25 protein-coding genes are annotated in these 22,101 nt (G+C 57.3%); 9 read left to right on the forward strand and 16 right to left on the reverse strand.

Features of this window, described 5'->3' with window-relative positions:
* The first annotated feature begins 20 nt into the window (after positions 1–20).
* Positions 21–1,187, forward strand: coding sequence for a phage integrase N-terminal SAM-like domain-containing protein (locus DXY04_RS05985; RefSeq protein ID WP_136975373.1), 1,167 nt, complete (start codon positions 21–23; stop codon positions 1,185–1,187).
* A 502-nt stretch (positions 1,188–1,689) separates the two neighbouring features.
* Here the strand turns inward: DXY04_RS05985 and DXY04_RS12075 are convergent.
* Positions 1,690–1,839, reverse strand: coding sequence for a hypothetical protein (locus tag DXY04_RS12075; RefSeq protein ID WP_206749653.1), 150 nt, complete (start codon positions 1,837–1,839; stop codon positions 1,690–1,692).
* 449 nt (positions 1,840–2,288) lie between these two features.
* The gene (locus DXY04_RS05990) at positions 2,289–2,948 is read right to left on the reverse strand and encodes a hypothetical protein (protein ID WP_136975374.1); all 660 of its coding nucleotides are present in this window, start codon (positions 2,946–2,948) and stop codon (positions 2,289–2,291) included.
* A gap of 947 nt (positions 2,949–3,895) precedes the next feature.
* Here DXY04_RS05990 and DXY04_RS05995 point away from each other — a divergent pair.
* Entirely contained in the window at positions 3,896–4,318 is a 423-nt protein-coding gene (locus DXY04_RS05995) for a glycine zipper 2TM domain-containing protein (protein ID WP_115161390.1), read from the forward strand.
* A gap of 460 nt (positions 4,319–4,778) precedes the next feature.
* Here DXY04_RS05995 and DXY04_RS11800 read toward each other — a convergent pair whose 3' ends face one another.
* Positions 4,779–5,210 (reverse strand): hypothetical protein, encoded by a 432-nt coding sequence (locus DXY04_RS11800; protein ID WP_136975375.1) that lies wholly within the window; start codon positions 5,208–5,210, stop codon positions 4,779–4,781.
* 969 nt (positions 5,211–6,179) lie between these two features.
* On the opposite strand from DXY04_RS11800, the gene DXY04_RS12535 reads away from it, so the two are divergent.
* Positions 6,180–6,314, forward strand: coding sequence for a hypothetical protein (locus DXY04_RS12535; RefSeq protein WP_256377343.1), 135 nt, complete (start codon positions 6,180–6,182; stop codon positions 6,312–6,314).
* Between the two features lie 726 nt (positions 6,315–7,040).
* On the opposite strand, the gene DXY04_RS06010 is transcribed toward DXY04_RS12535, so the two are convergent.
* The 6 genes from DXY04_RS06010 to DXY04_RS06045 all read right to left on the reverse strand — a co-directional run bounded on the left by DXY04_RS06010 (position 7,041) and on the right by DXY04_RS06045 (position 10,909).
* Complete coding sequence (locus DXY04_RS06010) at positions 7,041–7,550, reverse strand: hypothetical protein (protein ID WP_115161393.1); 510 nt, start codon at positions 7,548–7,550, stop codon at positions 7,041–7,043.
* A 1,378-nt stretch (positions 7,551–8,928) separates the two neighbouring features.
* Positions 8,929–9,135 carry a hypothetical protein gene (locus tag DXY04_RS06025; RefSeq protein WP_115161396.1) on the reverse strand — a complete coding sequence of 69 codons (207 nt, stop codon included), beginning with the start codon at positions 9,133–9,135 and terminating at the stop codon, positions 8,929–8,931.
* Between the two features lie 84 nt (positions 9,136–9,219).
* Positions 9,220–9,453: a hypothetical protein gene (locus DXY04_RS06030; RefSeq protein WP_115161397.1), complete on the reverse strand. Its 234-nt coding sequence runs from the start codon at positions 9,451–9,453 to the stop codon at positions 9,220–9,222.
* Positions 9,454–9,536: 83 nt separating this feature from the next.
* Positions 9,537–10,259: a GAF domain-containing protein gene (locus tag DXY04_RS06035; protein WP_115161398.1), complete on the reverse strand. Its 723-nt coding sequence runs from the start codon at positions 10,257–10,259 to the stop codon at positions 9,537–9,539.
* Positions 10,260–10,367: 108 nt separating this feature from the next.
* Positions 10,368–10,667 carry a gamma-glutamylcyclotransferase gene (locus DXY04_RS06040; RefSeq protein ID WP_115161399.1) on the reverse strand — a complete coding sequence of 100 codons (300 nt, stop codon included), beginning with the start codon at positions 10,665–10,667 and terminating at the stop codon, positions 10,368–10,370.
* Positions 10,664–10,909 (reverse strand): NifU family protein, encoded by a 246-nt coding sequence (locus DXY04_RS06045; protein ID WP_011128549.1) that lies wholly within the window; start codon positions 10,907–10,909, stop codon positions 10,664–10,666. The genes DXY04_RS06040 and DXY04_RS06045 overlap by 4 nt, the downstream gene beginning before the upstream one ends.
* 79 nt (positions 10,910–10,988) lie before the next feature.
* On the opposite strand from DXY04_RS06045, the gene DXY04_RS06050 reads away from it, so the two are divergent.
* Positions 10,989–12,497 carry a malate:quinone oxidoreductase gene (locus DXY04_RS06050; protein WP_115161400.1) on the forward strand — a complete coding sequence of 503 codons (1,509 nt, stop codon included), beginning with the start codon at positions 10,989–10,991 and terminating at the stop codon, positions 12,495–12,497.
* Positions 12,498–12,500: 3 nt separating this feature from the next.
* On the opposite strand, the gene DXY04_RS06055 is transcribed toward DXY04_RS06050, so the two are convergent.
* Positions 12,501–12,821: a multidrug efflux SMR transporter gene (locus DXY04_RS06055; RefSeq protein ID WP_170951352.1), complete on the reverse strand. Its 321-nt coding sequence runs from the start codon at positions 12,819–12,821 to the stop codon at positions 12,501–12,503.
* 71 nt (positions 12,822–12,892) lie between these two features.
* Here DXY04_RS06055 and lepA point away from each other — a divergent pair, with 71 nt between their 5' ends.
* On the forward strand, positions 12,893–14,713 hold the full coding sequence (gene lepA / locus DXY04_RS06060; protein ID WP_114988486.1) for a translation elongation factor 4: 1,821 nt from the start codon (positions 12,893–12,895) through the stop codon (positions 14,711–14,713).
* 28 nt (positions 14,714–14,741) lie between these two features.
* Here lepA and DXY04_RS12080 read toward each other — a convergent pair whose 3' ends face one another.
* On the reverse strand, positions 14,742–14,888 hold the full coding sequence (locus DXY04_RS12080) for a hypothetical protein (RefSeq protein ID WP_170951353.1): 147 nt from the start codon (positions 14,886–14,888) through the stop codon (positions 14,742–14,744).
* 104 nt (positions 14,889–14,992) lie between these two features.
* Here DXY04_RS12080 and DXY04_RS06065 point away from each other — a divergent pair, with 104 nt between their 5' ends.
* Positions 14,993–15,865 (forward strand): ABC transporter permease, encoded by an 873-nt coding sequence (locus DXY04_RS06065; protein WP_170950569.1) that lies wholly within the window; start codon positions 14,993–14,995, stop codon positions 15,863–15,865.
* Positions 15,866–15,884: 19 nt separating this feature from the next.
* The gene (locus tag DXY04_RS06070) at positions 15,885–16,100 is read left to right on the forward strand and encodes a hypothetical protein (RefSeq protein WP_114988483.1); all 216 of its coding nucleotides are present in this window, start codon (positions 15,885–15,887) and stop codon (positions 16,098–16,100) included.
* Between the two features lie 2 nt (positions 16,101–16,102).
* Here DXY04_RS06070 and DXY04_RS12085 read toward each other — a convergent pair whose 3' ends face one another.
* Both DXY04_RS12085 and trmH read right to left on the reverse strand, forming a co-directional pair.
* Entirely contained in the window at positions 16,103–16,276 is a 174-nt protein-coding gene (locus DXY04_RS12085; protein WP_170950570.1) for a hypothetical protein, read from the reverse strand.
* A 63-nt stretch (positions 16,277–16,339) separates the two neighbouring features.
* Positions 16,340–17,029, reverse strand: coding sequence for a tRNA (guanosine(18)-2'-O)-methyltransferase TrmH (trmH, locus tag DXY04_RS06075; protein WP_115161402.1), 690 nt, complete (start codon positions 17,027–17,029; stop codon positions 16,340–16,342).
* 83 nt (positions 17,030–17,112) lie between these two features.
* Between trmH and DXY04_RS06080 the strand changes: the two genes are divergently transcribed.
* Positions 17,113–17,493, forward strand: a complete 381-nt coding sequence (locus tag DXY04_RS06080) for an MGMT family protein (RefSeq protein WP_244278597.1) — start codon at positions 17,113–17,115, stop codon at positions 17,491–17,493.
* Between the two features lie 3 nt (positions 17,494–17,496).
* Positions 17,497–18,834, forward strand: coding sequence for a 16S rRNA (cytosine(967)-C(5))-methyltransferase (locus tag DXY04_RS06085; protein WP_170951354.1), 1,338 nt, complete (start codon positions 17,497–17,499; stop codon positions 18,832–18,834).
* A 9-nt stretch (positions 18,835–18,843) separates the two neighbouring features.
* Here the strand turns inward: DXY04_RS06085 and DXY04_RS06090 are convergent, their stop codons facing one another.
* From DXY04_RS06090 to DXY04_RS06100, 3 genes are read right to left on the reverse strand one after another with little or no spacing between them, the layout of a single operon-like run.
* Positions 18,844–20,895 carry a transglycosylase domain-containing protein gene (locus tag DXY04_RS06090; protein WP_115161404.1) on the reverse strand — a complete coding sequence of 684 codons (2,052 nt, stop codon included), beginning with the start codon at positions 20,893–20,895 and terminating at the stop codon, positions 18,844–18,846.
* Positions 20,892–21,845: a chlorophyll synthase ChlG gene (chlG, locus tag DXY04_RS06095; RefSeq protein WP_115161405.1), complete on the reverse strand. Its 954-nt coding sequence runs from the start codon at positions 21,843–21,845 to the stop codon at positions 20,892–20,894. The genes DXY04_RS06090 and chlG overlap by 4 nt, the downstream gene beginning before the upstream one ends.
* A gap of 11 nt (positions 21,846–21,856) precedes the next feature.
* Positions 21,857–22,072: a DUF2862 domain-containing protein gene (locus tag DXY04_RS06100; RefSeq protein ID WP_114988478.1), complete on the reverse strand. Its 216-nt coding sequence runs from the start codon at positions 22,070–22,072 to the stop codon at positions 21,857–21,859.
* Positions 22,073–22,101 lie beyond the last annotated feature (29 nt).

Raw genomic sequence — 22,101 nt, forward strand, 5'->3', positions numbered from 1 at the left:
TTCGGAAGCATCCGACATACGTGCGCAAAGCACGCAATGGGTACCAGTTGCAGCGTGGCGTCCCGAAGGACGTTCAGCCAGTCATAGGCAAAACGATTTGGGTTGAAGCTGCGGGGTCGACCTATCGGGTCGCCCAGCGTCTCTCGCCAGCTTTTGCGGCCAAGACCGATCGGCTCATTGCTGAGGCCCGAAATGAGGTGTTGCTCACGGGTGAGGAGCTGATTGATTCGCTGCCTCAACGGTTTGACCTCAAAGAGTTTGAAATTGTCGATCTGTTGCTTGAAGGCTCTGGTGTCGCCGTCGATGAAGGCCTGATCACTCCCCAGCAAGAGAGCAGGTACAGAGCTGTGCTGAGGGGGGAGGAGCCGCCTCGACAACACCTCTCGAAGGACGAGTTGATCCAGCAGGCCAAGGCCCTTAAGTCGCCTGCAGCGCGGACCGAGATGAGTTGGAAGAGTGCTTTAGACGGTTTCTTGAAACACGCAGGGGTCACTCACCCAACCGCTGCCACCAAGCAACACGCCATTGCCTATCGATCCTGGTTGCTGGAACGCCTCAATCCTTCAACTGTCAAAACGCAACTCGCCTTTCTGAGCGGTCTTTGGTCAGTTCTTTGTGAGTTGCGGCCTGATTCCACGCATGTCTTTCGAGGTCTGAATAAACGAATCAAGGTCGTCAAGGCTAGAAAGCCTGACATCACCATCATCGATCCATCGCAGTGGTTGGGGACAGGAGAACAGATGGAGATTTTTCAGTTCTTGTTTTTTACGGGTGCTCGGCTTGCCGAGATTGCTGGATTGCAAGCGGAGGACTTGCTTGAAGATCGGATTCTTATTCGCCCAAACGTGTTGAGACCTCTTAAAACCTCATCCTCTGAACGATCTATTCCGATTCATCCAAGGCTTAAGTCTTTGGCTGTAGAGCTTCGTGAGAAGGAGGGACATTTATGGCCAGGTCAGTATCAGGATTTAAATCAGCGTTGGGGTGTCAACCTTTCAAAGCCATGTAGAAAAATAATTGGAATTACTCCTAAAGGTTTTAGAGACCGTGCTGCAACAGTATTGCGGTCCAATAATATGAATGAAGCGGTTGTCGTTTCATTGCTTGGGCATACACCCAATTCAATTTCAATTTCCTATGGCGCTGCGCCATGGAGTGAGCTGAAACGCGCCGTAAAGCTCCTCTAAGGCCTCTATTCTTGGTCAAATGATCAATTCATCATGCGGCGCTTATCTCTTGTTGTAGGCGCTTCCAGGGGCCTCTGAGTAATCGGACATTGTAACGGGGAACAGCTCAGTGCTTTCCACCATCATCAAAGAAAAGATGATTGAAAAACTCGTGGATTGGAATCCACGTAAAAGAAATGGGTGACTCTGAATACCTTCGGGAGTAAGTCGTCATCCGCGTTGTCAGATGCCAGGGAGAACAAGCCTTCAGGCAGCTTGTAGTAGCACCCGTTATCTGATCCCGTCAGCGTGACGCCCTAACACAGCGGCACCACCATGAACTCAAGTGAAATCGTCCTCTATGGAGTATTCATTTGATTCGTGTTTGCGGAGTGAGTGCTACAGGCGGAGCCTGCGGCAACACCTCCCAACCCGAATCTAAGTGAATATGTAATTGCTATTTGTATAATGCAATAAATTTGGCTCAGTCCCTCAGCAAGCAGGTCAGGGAATCAGCCATGACCTACTTCTTGAATAGGGCTCGCCAGGCGACATAGCTGCCGCCACCAAGCAGGACTAGGGGAAAAATCATCTTGCTGAAGGCCAACAGGATGACTCCACCAAGGCTGATCAGTCCGACCTTCTTAACCATGGCCTGACTTTCGTCAGTCATCTGGTCCCACTTGACCCGGGCCATTGCGACTCAGAAGCTGTGGATCACTTTTTAAGGGGAATTGGCTTTGGATGCAACGGCCTCTACCCACTAGCTAATGCCACGTTGCTTTGCTTGAGCGCTAACTCCAGTCCACTGGAAAGAGTTTTGTCTTGGTGGCGGTTAAGTGAGGCATGTCCTCTATGAGGTGCTGGGCTGCCCACACCCCACGGACTACGCGGCATACACCTTCTTTGTCGCAGACCCTGTAGTACTCGAAGCCTTGTGGAGCGGTGGTGAGTTTGGTTGCTCTCATGTCATGGGTTCCAGCTGACCCAATAACTAGGCAGCAGGATTAGTCTTGACTGAGTAGACAGAGACAGAACGTTCGGTTCGTCACAAAACCTTGGACGGCTTAACGGGCTCAACCGTATCGAGTAAGCCCCGACAAAGATCATTTGAGAGCAGCTTTACTCAGACCATGGGTCCGATTTGGATTCCTCTTGGGCCGCCTCACGTGCCGCGATGATTTCCTTGGCCTCCTGCTTCCAGGCCAATCCAATCGGATCGCCTTCCATCTTCAGGAGATATTCAGCCTGGCTAGCGAAGTAATCCTCTTTCGTGATCCGTCCTGCCTTGATCAGGATTAAGGCTCGGACGACATGGCCGTGGCAGTCATAAGGAGCTCCTTCTCCGATGAAGCCCCCTCCATTTTTTCGGCTGAACTCGCGGGAGTCGGAAATCAAGTCGATGGTTTTGCCTGCAATTACCTCTGCAGCACGCGCACGTAACCAACGGTCAGCCCCGTCGGGCATGTTCCCTTTCTGGAGCCACTCATCCCAGACGTAGTCGCGGTATGCATCAATCTGCTGTTCGCGCGTCCACTCTGGTTTCTTTTTCTCGAAGAAGTTGCCTACAGGTGATTGTTCACGGCTGATGAAGTAGCGCCGTGCCAGATCGGGCCGCTGGGGCGATCTTGTTCCACGGTTCCCTTTTGGTGTAGTTGCACCAACCCAGTCAGACCGAGTATCCGTTCTCCCCATAACTGCGATGGGGTCGATCTCGTCGTCATCAGTTTCGTCCCACGCTGATGAACTACCAACGACAGCCTCGGCAATCCAGGACAGCATTTCTTTGCTGTTCGTTCGCCAGTCCCATTTTTTGGCCCTACTACTCGTCATCGGCGTTTTCGGATCACTTTGTTATCACTCATTCTGGACCTCCTCTTGGCCAGAAGGATCAATTGGTTCTGTAGTAGCGCCCATTTCTCCATCTATATGATTGATCTTCTCAGGCTTGCGGATGCAGAGCTGCGTCTCCGGCCAGTGTTGTAGACGCGATTCACGATTCATTGCTATGAATGCAAGTGAGACGAGATGGCCAGGAAAATGGCGGTCTTGGCTCAGGTGATCTGCTCTATGAGCTGCAGCGGATCACCTTGACATGAATTGGGCGGGACAGAACCAAGCTGTAGTCCCTGATGTCTATCCATTGCTCGTACACCTTTGCTGTGTTCGACACAAAGTGACATAGCTTTTTCTTATGCTCGGAGTTCAGCCGCTCTTCAACTCTTGGTATTGTATGGCGCTTAGTGAAAGTTGCGATCCTTTTGCGGCCTAGGATATTTCAAGCCATATTGAACTGTGGTTCGAGGGTTTTACGTGAAACGATTGCCGGTGCTCCTTTCTGTTCTGCTCATTTCGGCTCCCTCAGCTTTTGCTTGGGAGAGGTTTGACAGCGACGAAGGATATAAAAGCTGCGTCGATGTGGCTTTAAGAGAATGGTTAGACCAGGGGAGATGGAGATCATTGAGTAGGGTTGAGAAGAGCGCCTACAAGTCTTTGGCGCATCAGCGCTGCAGTTCGCCAGCCCAGCAACATCACTTGAGTGATTTGGTGAAATAATATTTAATCCCGTTTGGGTTTAGTAGTCGAGACCTGAAGGTTGATGAGAAAGGCGCTCGGTAGCTTTCTTCACTTGGCTCATTGGCGTTCCATAACTTCCCATTTCGGTGTCTTCCAATCAGCTGCGCTTGGCGTCTCTATGGGAGTAGCTTTTCTATAGAGGAACAATCAAGATGCCCTCGCTCCAACCTTTCCTTGTGTCTCTGCTGATTGGCACAGCGGCTACGCCGCTCGTTGGCGTTGTAGGCGTAGAAGCCCAAACCGTTTCCCAGCCTGGTTATTCGCGTAGTACGAAGTGTTTTCGGGACGAGTACAGGGAGGAATACGTACCTGGTACAAAAGACAGGCCTGGATACGTACGGAATTGGACTGAAAAGGTAGAGATTGCCTGCTCTGGCAGCTCGACTCAGGCCTCTACGCAGAAATCCCAAGAAGTCGATGTCGACAACAACGACTGCAGCCAAGGGAGTGTGATTGGTGGATTGCTTGGAGCAGGATTAGGCGCGGCTCTGTCCAGGGACAAAGGCCGTTGGGTGGGAGTCCCTGTTGGAGCTGCAGCAGGAGCAATGGTCGGCTGTCAGGTAGATGGTGGTTAATGCTCTCTGAGCACGCATGAGTCCTCTTCTCCTGCTGGTCGGATTAGGGCTCGGCGGTTATCTCGCCGTATGGCGCAACAAGCGAGCCTTAAAAGCCAAAGTGCGACGCAGGCGTTAGCTGTCCTCAGCCAGCTCAATCACGTGCCGCAGCGTCACCCACTGCATGTTGAATCACAGCTTTTGACAAGCGAAACCACCGCCTACACAGAGGTGATATCGCCGCTCTCAGAGGTGCAAATCAACTGGAGCACCGATGTCATAACTTTGGAGACCCAGCACCCTGCGTATCACTTGCTACTTAAATTGAGTTTTGCTCTTCTCAATGACCGCTTAAGTGAATGGGGTAGAGGTAGCACCGCGTAATAGCCACTAATCCCGACCAAACAAATTTCAAACGGTCCTGCCTAGGCAAACAACACGACTTCGGGTGACCCGCAAGCATTTCTATCCAAAGGACCCCTTAGAAGCCTCCAGCACGTCTTTCAGCTGATTTTTGAATAGATTTAGTGACTGCATTGCTGTCCCCATCAGTAGCAAAAAGATAGTTAGGAGCATTCAGAGATTCGCATCCAGCCCTATCAAGCTCCTTGCGAAAAGAAGCCACAAAAGAGCTGCCCAAGCTTTGACCTTTCCAGTCAATTCCTGGATCCCATGAATCCATCTCGAAATTGTATGCGACAAGATATTCATTAAATATCAAATCTAGAGCTTGATCTACCTCAATCATTCCTTTCTTATATGCGTGACAAATCACTCCTGCACCGGCTTGCGAAGCCCCAGACCAAAACGAATTGAAAGTATCGTTTTCACTTGTTTTTTGTTCTGATTGAGCTGATGTGGGTGTGAATGTTGAAATCCCAAATACGGCAAATAAAGTTAGAAAAATTTTCATCGCAACAACATGGCTTTATAGTCTCAGTGGAAGGTAGCGATTCAGGGCACGAAGGTAAAGCCCGAGGGGTCTGCATCCCCCCGGCTCCATCTGCACCAGAGCTGGCACCGGTCGCGGTTATGTGATTTCGTCCTGCATCGCAGCAAAGAGGACAAGGAGGGAGGCCGCCCCTCCCAGGTGGATGAGATGTGGATGGTTTGCGAAAAGCACGAGCAAGCTGGTCATAAGGGGCACCACGAATTCACTCGCGTAGAGGGCTACGCCCGTGAGGCGAGCCCACGAAGGAGAAGTACAAGCTCTGGGCTCCGTCGTAGCAAAAGCAGATGGGCTGGGTTCCTGAGGTGGGATGAGCCCTCGCAATAAAAAGGCAGGGTTCTCACCCCCTGCCTCATCCGTCTTTTTCTCCTGATGATGCAGTCCAGAGAATCCGCAGCTCTGCGGGACAAGACCCTAGTGATGTCTGATTAATTGCGTGAAGTCAGTCCCCTCTATCGGCGGGGCTGACTTCCAACAGCCGTTGCCGAATTAAAGATGCGGGACTACGGAACCGCGAGGAGAAAGATGTTCGCCCCGAGCGATGCGGTCCGTTCCCTAACGCTGGCGAGCAGTTGTGCAATCAAGTGCAATGCACTGAATCTTTCCCGTTATTGGAAGACGGGGTTGAGCGCAGAAAGCCAGCCCCATCCACAGTTGCCGTGGGATGGGGGCTGGATTATCTGCCAGCCACGGGTCGCTCTCCCGTGCTGCTGCGATGGCTCACTCAGCCGTAAGAGGAGATGTCGCAGGAACCATTGATAGGGAGTCTCCAGTGGTGCTGCACACCATTTTTCGGAGAATTTTGGGATCAAGAATTTCTTCCGTGAAGCTCCGATAAGCAGGTCGCGATGGCTACAGAAAGTCGTCGTATGTCCTTCTAACGCCTACTGGCCCAATGCCACACGCGAAACTGAGATAAGGAATCAGCTTTGTATGGACGACCGCTTGAAGGTCGCAATGAGTGCGGTGCTCATTGCGGCAATGTTTGTAACCGCTGCTGGCGGTAACTGGTTGACGTTCCTTTTCTTCGCCGCCATGGCGGTCATCGTGACTTGGGAAACCAGCTAAACAGGCTTCATTAACTGGGTTAACGCTGACCTCGTTACCCACATTGTTCCGAGAGCCTGAATTCTGCGTTCCTGAGGCGGGTTGACGTCAAAATTGAGATTGACCTGATGTACGGCGCGAGGTTGGGTCAGAAGCTGAAGACTGTTCTGGAGGGTTCTCCTCAGTACTTGTCTCAGAGGCCATGTCCTCTACCTCTGAGACCGGTTTATCCGTCGCTTGACTTACTGAAGACTCAGGTTGAGTTGAAGGGGCTGCGACCCTGGTGGCGCAGTCGCGTCTGATTTTTTGGACATCCACTGCAAACTGATTGGCTGCTCCCCCTGCGAGTAAGGCTTGCTGCATATCTCCTAGTTCCTCCATCAAGACTGCAAATGCTCGGTATCGAGGAACAAGCAAGTCCATCCCTGCAGTGATCCTTCCGCTGTTGGCGCACAGCCCATCGAGGTCAAGGTCTGCGACCTCCTCGAGGCTCTCGTCCACTTCTTCGAGAAGCTCGTTGATTTGCCCTTGAAGCTTCTCTGCCACCTGAGCGGCTGTCGGTTCCGCGGGTTTACAAGCAGCTAGCAACAGCAGTGGCAGAAGCAGCAGAAGTCTCTTCATACCTCTGATTGTGCCTTGATCTCGCTTCTGGCGCCCAGCCCATTTACTTCTGTACTACGCAGCGGGGAAGGAAGTGGGTCGCCAGATCAGTTGGAGTGCGTAATGCCCAACTTGATCGACGTTGGATCACAGTTGGTAGCTGCAGGTTGTTTGCCACTGATCAAGACCGCCATAACCGTTGTTTTCCAAGTAGGTCAAACGAACATCGACACCGTTGATGTCGTTGGCGAAGTACAGGTGATCTACGAAGACATAGCTCCCTGGATCCCAGAGAGCAGCTTTGATTGCCTGCTCACAGTTTTGAACCAAGCGCTGACGGGAAGCGGCTTCCAACCTTTCAGCAGGCTCCACATAAGCCTTGAGCTCTTCGCATTTGAAATGTTTGTCTCCTATTCCCGGTTCAGCCTTGTTGAGTTGGACACGAGTCCAGTCGCACCTCTTGAAGTCAGAGATGATCCCTGCACTTTTGAAATCAAAGTGGGCTTTCCCCTGCTTGTCGGTTAGAGCAGAAGAAGCAGCATCATCTCTAGCCGACTTTGGTGAGAGGAACGCCTCTGCATGGCTGTAGTAAGCCCGAGCTCCTAGGCCACCCGCGACAACAAGCAGAGCTGAGGGAATCCAGTGTCGCCTTCTCATTGGCTCATTAAGGCCGGAGGTAAGGATGTCAGCGGTAGCAATTCTGACCCTTGGCAGGATCAGGCTCAGTGGTGGCCTTTCGCAGCGAATAGCTCAGCTGACTGGCCACGAGTGCAGTCAACAGCGTTGGCGCCTCCAACAAAAACAGCCAAGAACATGATCGCGACGATCACGCTGCCAGCGATGTAGGAGATAGGAGGTTTCATGCCGATGAAGCTAACGGCGTTATCAGGCCCGGGTGACGTCATTTGATACGGCGCCAGCGTTCAAATCAGACCCAAGCAGGCTTGGGGCAACGCCTATCAGCAGAAGCTGCGGAATATTCCAGATACTCCTCCAATGACTTGCTTGCATAGAGGCAGTGCCGGTAATGCTCAACCTTCCGGAATAGGAAATCCATCTCCCTCTTCAGGTCACTCACGTTCTGCTCATATGCCTCTTCTGCATCCCACAGCTTGTGCTGCGGTGCGAACGAGTCAAAGCTCTTCCGGAGTGACATTTGTCCCAACCGTTGTGGCAATGACGCCAGCGGTTCAGATCCTCGTGCAGATGTGAGTCATGAGATCAGCGTTTACCAAGTTGAAGACGCCTCAATCGTCTCGCCACCCCGTCCAAACTCCAGCAGAAATTTCTGAGGCCCGTCTACGTACTGGCATGGACCTGAAAGCTCCCCATGCCCCTCCTGTTTTTGAAATTTCGCAGGACTGGGTAGTGGCTCAGTCGCTGTACCAGCATTCTTCCAAGCCAACCCAGCTTCGATTGCAGTGCCAGCTGCCTGCTGCACAAGGGCCATAAAGGAGGGCCGCCCCTCCTAGGTGGAAGAGACGGCCTAGCGCTCTTGTTCAGGATTGGTCGATCAATTGTTGATCAGCCTCCAGTGGCTACCCCCACAACAACAGTCGCAATAGAAACCACGATGCCTCCCCACTTCACCCATTCCGTGCCGTGATCATGAGTGTTGGCGAAGAGAAGAGCGCCAAGCTGAATGACAACAAGCTTTTCGAACATGACAGAAGAGCCAATAGCAGCCTCTTTGTAACCCAGTGAACGTGTTCGTGCGGTTACGTTCCCTCTCGAATTATGTATTGTTTGTTACTTTTTTGTGTCATGGCTCAGGGTGTTGTCGGCTGACTGTGTCGACCAATTCCGTGACTAAAGGTGTGACTAAAGCTTTCTTGTCTCCTCTTTGAAAACCATTGCGCTGCATGCGATCTGAGCTTGTGCAATGAGTAGTGCGTCCTAGTTGAAGTAGGTCTTGTTCTCCAGGGCAGGGCAGAGGTCGCGCATGGTCACGGCAATGGCGTGAGCCAAAGGATCGGTTCCACCACGTTGGCAAGGCTGCGTTGTTTTTCAGGGTCTTCGCTTCTTGGTCAACGACTCAGACCCACTTTTTTCTGAACTGTTTTGCCGCTGTTCGTTCCATCTGCCAGCCCGACCAACGTCGCCATTCGATTTCTGCGGCCGTCAGACATTGATCCGCAAGGGATTCGTTTTGATTGTGCGTGCTGCCAAACCGGATGGGGCAAGCAGGACCAGCATTCATCTCGCGCTCCCCATTTGATTCAACCTTGTCGTAGGGGTTCAACCGATGGTGGTTGTGTTTGCTACCGAACCAAATTGATCAGTATTTCAACTCAGCTTGTCGTCCAATCTGTCGGTTTGGACGACATCAACTGGCTTTGAGGTAGACCTTGCGGCCATTGGCATCCACCTTGTAGCGACCACCCCGTGGCCCGATGTGAATCACATCGGTGCTTGATGCATTGATTGGGGTTGGTTGCTCCAGAAGTTCCGGCTCATCCTCGGCGGGGGCTGGAACCTCAGGTGTTTGTGTCCTCAGGTGTGGTGCGGCCTTGAAGATATTCAGCCCGAGCTTGCGATACAGAAAATCTGCAATTCGCATGACGCATTACTGGAACTACCTTTTATTTTCCGGCGATGTCAAGTCTGTGATGGCGCTGAATCAAGTGCCCAGTTCCAATTGCCTCACCGCTGATTGTTCGACGTCTCCGCTCGACTGCTTTGCACGTCGGGAAAGTGCTCGTTCATGCATTCGGGGCAGATGCCATGGCTGAAATTCAGCGTGCTGTGCTGCATCAGGAATCGTTCGATCGGCTGCCAGAACCCCTCGCTGTCGCGGATCGACTTGCAGTAGCTGCAGGTGCTGATTAAGCCTTGAGCGTGATGCATTTGGCAGAACTCATCCATCAGAGCCAGGGATCGGCGTCTGAGTTCCAACAGAGTGGTGGCCTGTTCCGCCAGGCCTTCCATCACCTTGTATTGCGAATTGGTGAGCGATTTGGGAATGCGATCAATCACGCAAAGCGTTCCAATGCGGTGGTTGATGTCTGTTTTCAGGGGGAAGCCCGCATAAAGCCGGATGTGGGGTTCTTCCTGAACGAGGGGGTTGTCGCGGAATTTCTCGTGAAACAGCGCGTCCTCCACCACCAGAGGCTTGGAATCGAGAATCGTGTGGGCGCAAAAGGAAATGTCCCTGTCGGTTTCGCTGGCTTCAAGGCCCACCTTCGATTTGAACCATTGACGCTTTTCATCCACCAGAGAGATCAGGGCAATCGGTGACTGGCAGATCTCTGATGCCATCCGAGTGATGTTGTCAAAGGCTTTCTCAGGCTTTGTTCCCAGAATCCGATATTCACTGAGGGACCTCAGCCTGGCTGCTTCATTGATTGGCTTGGGCGCTGCCTGCATTGGCTTGCCTCGCTAGGCATGCCAATGGTCTAAGGCATGAATTTTTTATTTTCTGTAAATGTGCAGTGCGAAAAATTTCGCTTTATTGATTTTAATTTTCTGGATTAATTAATTTTTTGGGGCTGCTTCATAGAGCCACACGCTGCGGCCATCCCTGAGGGTCACGCTGCTGCGGTGATACACATCAGGCACGTCCTCCCAATCATCCAGTGCGGGCCAGCAGGGCTCGGGCACCCAATACACCTCTCCTGAAATGGCCCCATTGCCTTGCTGCAGCATCGGGTAGCCCCGGTGCTGGATCTCGATGAAGCCGTCAACGATGCCGTCGCTGTCTCGTTTGGCGCCCTTCAGCAAGTGATGGGCGCTGCCGTTGCTTTTGAGTGATCCGTAGACGAAGAGGCGCTTCAGAGCACCTGCACCACTTCACTCACTTCGGGGATCGACTCGCGCATCTTGCGTTCGATGCCCATCTTCAAGGTCATCGTGCTGCTGGGGCAGCTGCCGCAGGCTCCCTGCAGACGCACCTTCACGATTGGTCCGTCCAGTTCCACCACTTCAACGTTGCCGCCGTCGGCCATCAGGAAGGGGCGCAGCTCATCCAGCACCTTCTCCACGTTCTCAAGCGTGAGGGCCATGGTTTCAGTGCTCATCGGGATGAACCAGACATCAAGGCTCAAGGTTACGGAGTGGCCCCATAGGGTGACGAGAGCGGTTAACCCTCCAGCTCCGGTGCAGCACGACGGTTCGTTCAACGCAGAGGCCCGTTACGACGCCGTGCTGGTGGGCGCCGGAATCATGAGTGCCACGCTCGCGGCACTGCTGCACGAACTCGACCCGCAGCTGCGAATTCTTCTGGTGGAGCGCCTTGAAGCGCCTGCTTTGGAGAGCAGCGCAGCGGTGAACAATGCCGGCACCGGCCATGCCGCCAACTGTGAGCTGAACTACACCCCGATCCAGGCGGATGGCACCGTCGCGACGGCCAAAGCGGTGGCCATCAATGCCTCGTTTGAACGCAGCCTGGAGTTCTGGAGCTCGCTGCAGGAGCGGGGCGATCTGGACACCAGCAGCTTCCTCCACCAGGCGGCACACATCAGCGCCGTGTGGACGCCGGAGAACATCGCCTTTCTGCGTCAGCGCTTTGGCCAACTGAAAGACCTACCGGCCTTTGCGCGGATGCGCTGGAGCGAAGACCAGGCCGAGCTCACCGAATGGATGCCTTTGGTGATGGCGGGCCGCGATCTCAAGCAGCCGGTGGCGGCCACCCGGATTGATCGGGGCACGGATGTGGATTTCGGCACCCTCACCCGGGCCTATCTGATGCCGTTGCAGCAGAGCGGAGCGCTCTGCGTGGAGTACGGCACCCAGGTTCAAGACCTCAAACGCCTGCGCCACAGCGACATGACTGAGGCCGACTGGCGCGTGGTGCTTAAAGGGCCCTCCGGCAAAAAAGAAGTGCGTGCACCCTTTGTCTTCCTTGGTGCCGGGGGTGGGGCCCTGCCGCTGCTGCAACGCTCCGGGATTCCGGAGGCCGCTGATTTCGCGGGCTTCCCGGTGAGCGGCCTCTGGTTGGTCTGCGGTGATGCCCAACTGGCGGATCGTCAGCGGGCCAAGGTGTATGGCAAGGCGGCTGTGGGAGCCCCTCCGATGTCGGTGCCACACCTCGACACCCGCTGGATCGATGGCAAACGCTCGCTGCTGTTCGGCCCCTTTGCCGGTTTCAGCAGCAAGTTCCTCAAGCAGGGTTCCCTGTTGGACCTCCCTGCTTCTGTGAGGGCCACCAATTTGCTGCCGATGCTGCAGGTGGGGGCCACCAATTTCGAATTGGTGCAGTACCTGATCAATCAGCTGCGCCAGAGCCCAGCCGAGCGGCATGAAGCGCTGCAGCAGTTCATGCCTACCGCCCGCGCCGACGACTGGACCCTCTCGGTGGCGGGCCAGCGGGTGCAGATCATCAAACGCAGCAAGCAGGGCGGACGGCTGCAGCTGGGAACCGAGGTGGTGGCTTCCGGAGATGGCTCCCTGGCGGCGCTGCTGGGGGCCTCCCCGGGAGCGAGCACAGCGGTGACGATCATGTTGGAGGTGTTGCAGCGCTGCTTCAAGCAACGGCTCGACAGCGACGCCTGGCAGCAGCGGTTGCAGGCGCTGTTGCCGAGCATCCATGAAGACCCGCAGCAGGATCCGCAGGTGCTGAACCGGATGCGGGAACGCAGCGATGCCCTGCTGGGGCTCGCCGCCTGAGCGTCATTCCCCCAGGTTCACCAACACCACTCCGGCGGTGATCAGAGCGATGCCGATCAACTGGGTGGGCTGCAGCATCTGGCTGTAGGCAAACCGGCCCACCAGCACGATCACAACAGTGCCGATGCCGCTCCAGAGGGCATAGGTGATTCCTAACGGAATGCTCAGCACCACCTTGGAGAGCAGAGCCATCGCAAGGGCGTAGGCGCTGAACACCAGCAGAGTGGGCAGCGGTCGGGTCATGCCCTCCGACAAGCGCAGGCAGGAGGTGCCGATCACCTCAGCGCTGATCGCCAGCAGCAGCAGGGTCCAGGGATTGCTCATGACCACTGGTGCCGCTCCTTAGGATTGTGGCAACGACGCTTTCTGGACCCGAGACGGGATTCCGCCGCTGCATGACCGACGCCCCCGTCTCACGGATCCGCAACTTCTGCATCATTGCCCACATCGACCACGGCAAGTCGACCCTGGCCGACCGTTTGCTGCAGGACACGGGCACCGTGGCCAACCGGGACATGCAGGACCAGTTCCTGGACAACATGGACCTGGAGCGGGAGCGGGGGATCACCATCAAGCTCCAGGCCGCCCGGATGAACTACACGGCGGCTGATGGGGAGGAGTACGTCCTCAACCTGATCGATACTCCTGGCCACGTCGATTTCTCCTATGAGGTGAGCCGCAGCCTTCAGGCCTGTGAGGGGGCGCTGCTGGTGGTGGATGCCAGCCAGGGCGTGGAAGCCCAGACCCTGGCCAACGTGTATCTGGCGCTGGACAACGATCTCGAGATCATTCCAGTGCTCAACAAGATCGACCTGCCCGGTGCGGATCCGGATCGGATCAAAGAGGAAGTGGAGGCGATCATCGGCCTTGATTGCAGCAATGCCATTCCCTGTTCGGCCAAGACCGGCATGGGTGTGCCCGAGATCCTGCAGGCCGTGGTGGACCGCGTGCCCCCGCCGAAGGATGCGGTAGAGGAACCCACCAAGGCCCTGATTTTCGACTCCTATTACGACCCTTACCGGGGCGTGATCGTTTACTTCCGGGTGATGAGCGGCCGGATCAACTGCAAAGACAAGGTGCTGTTGATGGCCAGCAAGAAGACCTATGAGCTCGATGAAATCGGGATCATGGCGCCGGATCAGAAGAAGGTGGATGAGCTCCACGCCGGCGAGGTGGGCTACCTAGCGGCATCGATCAAGGCCGTGGCTGATGCCCGTGTGGGTGACACCATCACCCTGGTGAATGCACCCGCGGATGAGCCTTTGCCCGGTTACACCGAGGCCAAGCCGATGGTGTTCTGCGGCCTGTTCCCCACCGAGGCTGACCAGTATCCGGATCTGCGCGATGCCCTCGACAAGCTGCAGCTTTCCGATGCCGCGTTGAAGTATGAGCCGGAAACCAGCAGCGCCATGGGCTTTGGCTTCCGCTGTGGCTTCCTTGGCCTGCTGCACATGGAGATCGTGCAGGAGCGGCTCGAGCGCGAGTACGACCTCGATCTGATCGTCACCGCTCCATCGGTGATTTACAAGGTGAACATGATCGATGGCTCAGAGGTGATGGTGGACAACCCCGCCACACTTCCGGATCCACAGAAGCGCGAGTCGATCGAAGAGCCCTATGTGCGCATGGAGATCTACGCGCCGAACGACTACAACGGCGCCTTGATGGGCCTCTGCCAGGAACGGCGCGGGGATTACATCGATATGAAATACATCACCACTGATCGGGTGACGTTGATCTATGAATTGCCGCTGGCGGAGGTGGTGACCGACTTCTTCGATCAGATGAAGACGCGCACCCAGGGCTATGCCTCGATGGAATACAGCCTGATTGGGTATCGCAAGAACCAGTTGGTGCGCCTGGACGTGTTGATCAACGGCGAGCGGGCCGATGCCCTCACCACGATCGTTCACCAAGACAAGGCCTACAACGTGGGTAAAGCGTTGGTGGAAAAACTCAAGGAGCTGATTCCTCGCCAGCAGTTCAAGATTCCGATTCAGGCCTCCATCGGTAGCCGGATCATTGCTTCCACCAGCATCAGTGCCATCCGTAAAGATGTGCTCGCTAAGTGCTACGGCGGCGATATCTCACGCAAGAAGAAACTGCTGAAGAAGCAGGCCAAGGGCAAGAAACGGATGAAGGCCATGGGCAAGGTGGATGTGCCCCAGGAGGCCTTCATGGCGGTGCTCAAACTCAACGATGGAGGGGGGAGCTGATCCCCTCCCTCCATTCCTATCTGCAGATTTAACTGATGTCGTCTTGCAGGCCACGGATGGCTTTGTCGCAGAGCGCGATGCTTTGGCGAGCCAACTGCTGGTCGTTGGCCAGCAGTTGGCGCTGACCGATCAACTGCCCCACCGATGAGGCCCCGTTGAAGCCGAGGAAGACCACCAGATAGGTGGCCAGCTGCAGCTGCCCTTGCAGGCTGCCAAGCAGCTGTTGTCGCTAGCGGTAGCGAGACGCCATGGCTTCATTCTTCCGCGGTTCGGGAGACAATGCATCTGCCTGAGGCCAACCTGCCTGTGACCCGCAGCCTCTCCACCCGCATGGCCCGCTGGGGCCTGGTGATTGTGGGGATCTATCTGCTGGTGGCCTTGATCACGCCGTTGTTGGTTAGTGCTGGCGTCCTTCCGGACGCCAATGCCGGCCTGGAGAACCCGATCTATTCCGCTCCCAGCTGGACCCATTGGTGCGGCACCGACCGGCTCGGCCGGGATGTGTGTGTGCGCACCATGGCCGGCAGTGGAGTGGCGCTTCAGGTGGTGTTGCTGGCGGTGGGTGTGGCCCTGCTGGTGGGTGTGCCCCTGGGCATGGTGAGTGGTTATTTCGGCGGCGCCGTCGATCGCCTGATGGTGCTGCTGATGGACACGCTCTACACGCTGCCGGTGTTGTTGCTTTCGGTGGTATTGGCCTTTCTGCTGGGCAAGGGCATTCCCAATGCCGCCGCCGCCCTTTGTGTGGTGTACGTGCCGCAGTATTTCCGCGTGGTGCGCAATCAAACCGCCCAGGTGAAGAGCGAGCTGTTTGTGGAGGCGGCCCAGAGCCTCGGGGCGGGCCCGCTCTGGATCCTGCGGCGCTATCTGTTCCGCAACGTGATCACCTCCGTGCCGGTGCTGCTCACCCTCAATGCCGCCGATGCAGTGCTGGTGCTGGGCGGATTGGGATTTCTCGGCCTGGGTCTGCCGGAGACCGTGCCTGAATGGGGTGGTGATCTCAACCTGGCTCTTGCCGCAGTGCCCACAGGGGTGTGGTGGACCGCGCTGTTCCCTGGCTTGGCGATGTTTGTGCTGGTGCTGGGGCTGTCCTTCCTTGGGGAAGGCATTGAGGCCTGGGTGAGCGGCGCAGAAGCCCGACCCGCGTCAGACTGATCCCATCGGCACGGGTGTGATGGCCTGGTGGATCAGCTTGCTGTTGCTGAGCATGGCCGCGCTGCTCTGGAAAAAAAGCTGCGACAGCACCGATGACGTGATCGCCTTGCTCGAGCGGATCCTGGCCACCACCTTGATGTTGGTAGTGGTGCTGGTCAGCCGAAATCTGCTACTGGAAACGGCGGTGTTGATCGCCGCGGTTCAGTTGCCTGGAGTGCCGCGGCGACCGCGCTGATCTCAGGCTGGTTTCGGTGCCTTCACCTCACGGATCGAAATCCGGCAGGAGCTGGGGAAGATGGCGTGGGCCGCTTCCACGGCATGGCTGAGATCGTCTGACTGGAGCATTTCTTCGCCCCATTCGTTGCCGCAGTGGTAGGTGACCGCGTACTGGTGCAGCTGTTTGTTGTCCATTGCTGACAATCCGCTGCTTTGGTTATGGCCCAGGGTTCACAGAGATACAAGTCTTCCCTTGGATCAGCAGCGCAGCTTCACAGTTCGCGGCAACTCCTCCATCAGCTCTCCTTCCTCACTCAAGGCGGGGTAGGGCTGTTCCTGCTCCCGGCACCAGCGGGCTACCTCGGGGTAGGACCACTCAAACAGCAACTGTTGGTACTGCTCTGGCTTCAGACCTTCGCCCTGGGTTGGAGCGAGTCCGGCCACCTGGCGTTGGCGCAGCGCCTCAAACAGCAGGGTTGCGGTGGCGACCGAAACGTTCAGGGACTGAACCATGCCGCGCATCGGGATGAACAGCGCTTCATCCATCAGGTCCCGGGCCTGATCGGTCAGCCCCCATTTCTCGGCCCCGAGCACGAAGGCGGTGGGGCCGGTGAAGTCGCACTCCCGGTAGTCCTTGGCATCCACCCCGAGATGGGTTCCGTAGAGCCGGAACCCTTTCGCTTTGAGATGGCGGATGGCTGTTTCGGTGTCGGGATGGTCGTGCAGAGGCACCCATTTCTGGCTGCCCTGGGCCGTGCTGTTGAACGTGCGTGGTCGCCCGTCAAAACTCACCGCGTGGGCCTCCAGCGCGCCAACGGCATCACAGCTGCGCAGGATGGCGGAGAGGTTGTGCGGTTTCTCCACGTGTTCGAGCAGCACCGTGAGATCCGCCATGCGGTGGTTGAGCACGGATTTCAGCCGCTCAAACCGTCGCGGCAGCAGGGGCATGGGCGGTCAGTCGGGAGAGAGCAACAGGTGGGGTCCTTCCATGCTTTGGGGTCTGGAACGACAATCAAGAAGTCAGCGCTTCCGTGGCCATCCAGATCCCGCCCAAGGATCCCTCCGTTGAACCGTACGTCTCCGGCGGCACGTTTGATCAGCGTGTCTGGAGCCAGGTGGCCCGTATTCCCTACGGCCGGTTGGCGACCTACGGCCAGATCGCTGATTTGATCGGTGCCTTTGGTTGTGCGCGTCAGGTGGGTTGGGCCTTGCGGCGGCTCAAGCTCCCGTCCAGCGTTCCCTGGCACCGCGTGGTGAACGCTCAGGGCCGGATTTCGATGAGCCTCAGCCGTGAGGGCAGTGACTGGATCCAGCGGGATCTTCTGCTGGCTGAGGGCATTCCGGTGGATGAGGAAGGACGCTTGCCGCTGCGTCAGTTCCTCTGGCTCCCGGACGCCCATGCTGGGGACTGATGCGTGTCGCTCTTGTCTGATTCGGCTCCGATTGGACTGCTGCCGCGCCGTCTCGCCTGGGATGTGTTGCAGGCGGTTGCGGCTGGGGCCTATGCCGATGTGGCGCTGGAGCGGGTGCTGCGGGAGCGGGACCTCAAGCCTTCTGATCGGGGATTGGTGACCGAGCTGGCCTATGGCGCGATCCGCCAACGGCGCACCCTCGATGCCTGGTTGGATCGGTTGGGCAAGGTGCCGGCCGAGAAGCAACCGCCCAAGCTGCGCTGGCTGTTGCATGTGGGGCTCTATCAACTGCTGTTGATGGAGCGGATTCCAGATTCAGCAGCGGTGAACACCGCTGTGGAATTGGCCAAAACCAGCAAGGGATTGGCCCGGCTGGCCCCTGTGGTGAACGGGGTTCTTCGGGCGGCGCTGCGGACGCGTGAGGCCGGCGAAACCCTGCCATTGCCCAACGATTTGCCGGCTCAGCTCGCCCAGGCCCATTCCCTGCCGGATTGGTTCACCCAGTTGTTGATCGAGTGGCGCGGGGCGGAGGGGGCCGCGGCGGTGGCCAGCGCCTGCAACCGTGTGCCGGACCTGGATTTGCGGGTGAACCGGTTGCGATCGAGCCCTTCGCAGGTGCAGAAGGATCTGGCTGCCGCTGGCATCAACAGCGAGCCCATCGTTGGTTGTCCCGACGGCCTGCGCATCTCAGACCACAGCGGCGATCTGCGCCACTGGCCTGGTTATGCCGAGGGCCATTGGTGTGTGCAGGATTGTTCGGCGCAATCGATTGCACCTCTGCTCGATCCCCAGCCGGGAGATCGCATCTTGGATGCCTGTGCGGCTCCGGGGGGCAAAGCCACCCATGTGGCGGAGTTGGTGGGAGATCAGGCGGAGATCTGGGCTGTGGACCGTTCAGCCGGACGGCTGAAGCGCGTTGCAGCCAATGCCGCCCGGCTTGGCCTCGCCTCCATCAATGCCCTGGCTGCGGATGCTGCCAATCTTTTGGAGCAGCGCCCCCAATGGCGTGAATCCTTCCAGCGGATCCTGATCGATGCCCCCTGCTCAGGGCTGGGAACCTTGGCCCGTCACCCCGATGCCCGTTGGCGGGTGACGCCACAATCCATTCGTGGTCTTTTGCCCCAACAACAAGCTCTCCTGGACGGGCTTGTGCCGTTGTTGGCTCCCCAAGGCGTGTTGGTGTACGCCACCTGCACCATTCATCCCGATGAAAATCAGAAACAGATCCAGGCGTTGTTGAAGCGACATCCATCGCTCTGCCTGGAGCAGGAGAGCCAGCTCTGGCCGGATCAAGCCAGCGGAGGAGATGGCTTCTATTCGGCTGTGCTGAAGCGGGCTTAAGGCCTTGGATCAATCCCGGTTCCAGCGACGTCCCTGGCGATCAACGCTTCTGCCTGGCGAGCTATCTCTCCAGAGATAGGGGGTCTGGCGAGGCGGAGGCGCCAAGGGCGTGAGATCGGGCAGGCCGGTCTGCCCCGTCGGTTGAGCTCCATCAGGATCGCCGCTGCCATTCCCCTTCTCCTGCTCTGGTTTGGTCTTCGGTGGCTTGGCGATCGTTTTCGGGTCGACAGCCAAACGCACCTTGCGTTTCAGCTTCGGTTTGTCGGGGAAGTTGCGGACGGGGATCTCGTCCTTGATCTGGAGCATGAACTGCTTCCAAGCCCATGCCGCCTCGCCGCTGGTGCTCTTGGTGGCGCGGTCGTCGTCGTATCCGAACCAGACGCCCGTTGTGAGCTGAGGAATCGAGCCGATGAACCAAAGATCACGGGTGTTCTCTGACGTTCCGGTTTTGCCGGCCACCTGTCGATCATCGAGTTTTGCGGCGATGCCGGTGCCGCCGGTCACTACCCGCTGCAGCATCCAGTTCATGGTGTCCGCCACATCACTATCAATCGCTTGCTTGCCTCGGTTGTCGCTCAGGCGCCGGCTCCAAAGCAGCTCATTCTTCGGTCCTCGGATTTCCTCAAAGGGGCTGGGTGAGAAGAACACGCCGCGGTTGGCCATGCCGGCATAGGCGGCGGTCATGTCGAGGATGGTTTGCTCGTAGGCCCCGATGGCCATGGGGTAGTACTTACCGAGAGGTCGATCGGTGCCGATGTTGAAGTTGTTGGCAATCTCAATGACGGCATCAAATCCAACGATGTCCTGCAGTTGAACCGCCACCGTGTTGAGTGAGTTCTTGAGGGCATCGGCCAGGGAGATGTTGCCGTAATACTTGTTGCCGAAGTTTTTGGGGCAGTAGCCGTTCCAGCACCGCTTGGCATCAAACACTTTGGTTTCGGGCTTCATGCCCCGATCAATGGCCGCGGCGTAGGGAAACAGCTTGAAGGTGGAGCCCGGAGAGCGCAGCGCCAGGATGGTGCGGTTGAACTGGCTCTTGGAGAAATCCTTGCCGCCCACCATCACACGCACCAGTCCGTTGCCGGGATCGATCGAGACCATCGCGCCTTCGGTGTCGAAGGGGGCATTGGCTCGAATCACCTGCTGAGCTTTCTTTTGCCAGTCGAGATTCAGGCTGGTGCGCACCTTGACCCCGCCCACCTCCAGTTGTTCGGGCGTCAAGAATTTGGGCAGCTCCTGGGCAATCCAGGTGGTGAAGTAAGGCGCTGAACTGTTGAAGTACTTGGGTGTTGCGGGCTTCAGGCCGAGGGGGCTGTTGCGACCGCGCTCTGCCTCGCTGGCGGAGATGAATCCGGCCTGGGCCATGCGATCCAGAACGATCGAACGCCGCTCCTCGGCCAGATCAGGGTTCACCAGGGGTGAGTAAAACGATGGCGCCGGCGGCAGCCCAGCGATCATGGCTGCTTCAGGAACCGTGAGCTGCTCCGGGGTTTTGGAGAAGTAGATCCAGGCCGCATCGGCAACGCCATAGGCGCCGGAGCCCAGGTAGACGTAGTTGAGGTACTGCTCGAGGATCTGCTGCTTGCTCAGCTGGCGCTCCAGCTTCATGGCCAGAGCCGCTTCCTTGAGTTTTCGCGTGATGGTGCGGTCTTGGCTCAAAAAGACGGTTCGAGCCAGCTGCTGGGTGATGGTGCTTGCCCCTTCCCGAACCGCCCCTTGGCGGACATTGGTGACGATGGCCCTGGCGATGCCCCAGCCATCAACACCGTCGTGCTGATAAAAGCGACGGTCCTCGGCCGCGATAAAGGCCTCAGCCACCGTTGGCGGCATCGCACCGGGTTTCACCTTCTCCCGCGTGGCTGGCCCCAGCTTCTGGATCACCTTGCTGTTGGTGGATAGCAGGGTGATCGTTCCCGGCCGATTGAAGCTGGCTATCCCCCGGGCATCAGGCAGCGTGGCATCCACCAGTTCCGTCAGGGCGCGCATGCTTAGAGCAGCGCCCACGCCCACTGCAGCTGCTGTGCCAGCGATCAGTGCCCAGTGCAGGCGGGAACGGTTCACATCACCTGGGTCAAGGGGCTATGGCCCACGGCCAGAGCGGTCACCAGCATGCCGAGCACCAGGAAGGGCTGGGCACTGGCCTGATATTTCACGTCAAAGGCCACGGGGTCTCTCAGCAGCCAGATGTCCTGGAAGGTGATCTGGGGAACGATCAAGAGAACCAGCAGAACCGCTGCAAAATGCTGGCCGATCCCGATCAAGACGGCAACCATCGCCAGCTGAAAAACATCGATCATTGCGGCGCTGATCCAACTGGCCCGTTTGATGCCGAACACGACCGGTAACGACTGAAGTCCAAGTTCTCGGTCGCCTTCAACGCTCTTGAAGTCGTTGACAACAGCAATGCCAAGACCCGCGAGGCTGTAGGCCAGGGTGAGCAGAGCTGTGCCCCAGGTCAGTTGCCCGAAAAGAGCCTGGCCAGCCCACCAGGGCAGGGCGATGTAGCTGGCACCCAGGGCGTAGTTCCCCAGCCAACCGTTCTGCTTGAGCTTCAGCGGCGGGGCTGAGTAGATGTAGCTCACAAACGAGCCTCCCAAGGCCAGCAGAAAAACCACAGGCGTGGAGTGGCCGGCCCATAGGTCGAGTCCGTAGGACACTCCCAAACCGGCGAGCAGCAACACCCAGATCTGCAGCTTCACTTGCCCCAGGGGAATCGCTCCCGAGGGGATCGGCCTGTAAGGCTCGTTGATCGCGTCAATTTCGCGGTCGTAGTAGTCGTTGATGGTCTGAGTGAAGCCCGCCAGCAGGGGGCCGCTCATCAACATGCAAGCGAAGGCGGCGAGCACATGGTCCACACGCCATTCGAAGTTGCCGCTGGCTGCGGCACCACAGATCACACCCCAGATCAAGGGGATCCAGGTGACCGGTTTCATCAGCTGCAGCCGCAGCTTCCAGATGTTGGTGGTGCCTGAGGCACCTTTCATCCCAAGCAGCTGACGCGCGTCGCTCACAGAGACAGTCCTCAGGCGGCGGCGATTTCGTCTTCGAAGAACCAGCTGGTGGAGCCATCGCTGAGCTCAACAACCACACCGATTCCTTTGCCGTCGACGGTGCGGAAATCCTTCACCGTGCCGTTGGCGTCCTTCTTCAGAAGGTCAACCATGGCCTGGGGAATGCGATCACGCACGCGGGTCACGCGAACCTTGGAGCCGATCGAAATGGCGTCAGCCTGGGACATGGCCTGCGAGGCTTGGAGAGTGGCGCAAC

It is taken from the genome of Synechococcus sp. UW86 (assembly GCF_900474085.1).
Classification (GTDB): domain Bacteria; phylum Cyanobacteriota; class Cyanobacteriia; order PCC-6307; family Cyanobiaceae; genus Parasynechococcus.

Bases quoted from the DNA above. Each gene is read 5' to 3' on its own strand.
- DXY04_RS12075 (WP_206749653.1), bottom strand. From the start codon at position 1,839: ATGACTGACGAAAGTCAGGCCATGGTTAAGAAGGTCGGACTGATCAGC.
- DXY04_RS05990 (WP_136975374.1), bottom strand. From the start codon at position 2,948: ATGCTGTCCTGGATTGCCGAGGCTGTCGTTGGTAGTTCATCAGCGTGG.
- DXY04_RS05995 (WP_115161390.1), top strand. From the start codon at position 3,896: ATGCCCTCGCTCCAACCTTTCCTTGTGTCTCTGCTGATTGGCACAGCG.
- DXY04_RS11800 (WP_136975375.1), bottom strand. From the start codon at position 5,210: ATGAAAATTTTTCTAACTTTATTTGCCGTATTTGGGATTTCAACATTC.
- DXY04_RS12535 (WP_256377343.1), top strand. From the start codon at position 6,180: ATGGACGACCGCTTGAAGGTCGCAATGAGTGCGGTGCTCATTGCGGCA.
- DXY04_RS06010 (WP_115161393.1), bottom strand. From the start codon at position 7,550: ATGAGAAGGCGACACTGGATTCCCTCAGCTCTGCTTGTTGTCGCGGGT.
- DXY04_RS06030 (WP_115161397.1), bottom strand. From the start codon at position 9,453: ATGCGAATTGCAGATTTTCTGTATCGCAAGCTCGGGCTGAATATCTTC.
- DXY04_RS06035 (WP_115161398.1), bottom strand. From the start codon at position 10,259: ATGCAGGCAGCGCCCAAGCCAATCAATGAAGCAGCCAGGCTGAGGTCC.
- DXY04_RS06045 (WP_011128549.1), bottom strand. From the start codon at position 10,909: ATGAGCACTGAAACCATGGCCCTCACGCTTGAGAACGTGGAGAAGGTG.
- DXY04_RS06055 (WP_170951352.1), bottom strand. From the start codon at position 12,821: ATGAGCAATCCCTGGACCCTGCTGCTGCTGGCGATCAGCGCTGAGGTG.
- lepA (WP_114988486.1), top strand. From the start codon at position 12,893: ATGACCGACGCCCCCGTCTCACGGATCCGCAACTTCTGCATCATTGCC.
- DXY04_RS06065 (WP_170950569.1), top strand. From the start codon at position 14,993: ATGCATCTGCCTGAGGCCAACCTGCCTGTGACCCGCAGCCTCTCCACC.
- DXY04_RS06070 (WP_114988483.1), top strand. From the start codon at position 15,885: ATGGCCTGGTGGATCAGCTTGCTGTTGCTGAGCATGGCCGCGCTGCTC.
- DXY04_RS12085 (WP_170950570.1), bottom strand. From the start codon at position 16,276: ATGGACAACAAACAGCTGCACCAGTACGCGGTCACCTACCACTGCGGC.
- trmH (WP_115161402.1), bottom strand. From the start codon at position 17,029: ATGCCCCTGCTGCCGCGACGGTTTGAGCGGCTGAAATCCGTGCTCAAC.
- DXY04_RS06100 (WP_114988478.1), bottom strand. From the start codon at position 22,072: ATGTCCCAGGCTGACGCCATTTCGATCGGCTCCAAGGTTCGCGTGACC.